This window comes from Mycobacterium innocens, assembly GCF_900566055.1.
Taxonomy (GTDB): domain Bacteria; phylum Actinomycetota; class Actinomycetes; order Mycobacteriales; family Mycobacteriaceae; genus Mycobacterium; species Mycobacterium innocens.
On sequence record NZ_UPHQ01000119.1, the window covers coordinates 1 to 1,233 of the forward strand.

Annotated in this window: 1 protein-coding gene; it reads left to right on the forward strand. The window is 77.2% G+C overall.

All coding sequences use genetic code 11. The annotated features are described in order from the left end of the window. Positions 1–1,233 (forward strand): PE family protein (locus EET03_RS31495; RefSeq protein WP_122508772.1); only part of this gene is annotated, 1,233 nt, incomplete at both ends.

Sequence of the window (1,233 nt, forward strand, 5' to 3'; positions counted from 1 at the left end):
GCCCCCGGCGCCGGTGGAGCCGCGGGGAATTCCACCACCGCCGGTCTCAACGGGTTCAACGGCGGCGCCGGGGGCAACGGGGGCCTGCTGTGGGGCAACGGCGCTGCCGGTGGCGCCGGCGGCAACGGCGGCCCTGCGCCACTGGCCGGTGGCGTCGGCACCACCGGCGGCAACGGCGGCAACGGTGGTGGCGCCGGGCTGATCTACGGCTTGGGTGGCGCGGGCGGAAACGGCGGAATCGGGGGAGCCGCGCCGGCCATCGGCCCCTCGCCGACCATCATCCCCGCGGGCGGTGTCGGCGGATCCGGCGGAGCCGGTGGCGGGGCAGCGGCCTTGTTCGGCGTCGGCGGCGCCGGCGGGACCGGCGGGGCCGGCGGCCTCAGCAACGCGACGGTCCAGAGCGTGGGTGGCTACGGCGGCATGGGTGGTCTTGGCGGACAGAGCGGACTGCTGTACGGCGCCCCGGGCGCTGGGGGAGCCGGCGGAGCCGGGGGAGCCGGCGACGGATCCTTCGCCAGCTTCGGCGGCCACGGTGGGTCCGGTGGAAACGGGGGCGCCACCGGGCTGTTCGGCAACGGCGCGGTCGGCGGTGACGGCGGGCTGGGAGGTGACGGCGGTACCGGGGGCGCCCAGGGTGGCCAAGGTGGCATCGGTGGTCTGGGCGGCACCGGAAGCCCCGGTGGTCTGCTGTTGGGCAACGGTGGGTCCGGCGGCAACGGTGCCCTCGGTGGCAACGGGGGCGCCGGCGTGGCCACCGGCTTTGCCGGCTCGGGCGGCTTCGGCGGCGCCGGCGGCGATGCCCAGCTGCTCGGGGTTGGCGGTGTGGGCGGCAACGGCGGTGGTATCGGCGCCGGAACCACGGCCGCGGTGCCGCTTACGACGCAGCCGGTGGGCGGCATCGGCGGCAATGGCGGTCGCTCCGGATATCTGTTCGGGACGGGCGGCAACGGCGGCAACGGCGGGGCCACCAGCACCAACGGAGCGCTGTATGCCAGTGGCGGCGACGGCGGCGACGGCGGCCTGATCTTCGGCAACGGCGGCACGGGTGGCAACGGCGGCGCCGGCGGCGGCACCAGCGTCGGCAGCGGTGGCCAGGGCGGCAACGGCTCGTTTTTCTTCGGGAACGGCGGTGCCGGGGGCACCGGCGGCGCGGGCGGCCAGGGTGCTGGCGGCGCCGGCGGTTCGGGAGCGGTGTTCTTCGGCAACGGCGGTGTCGGCGGATCCGGCGGAGCC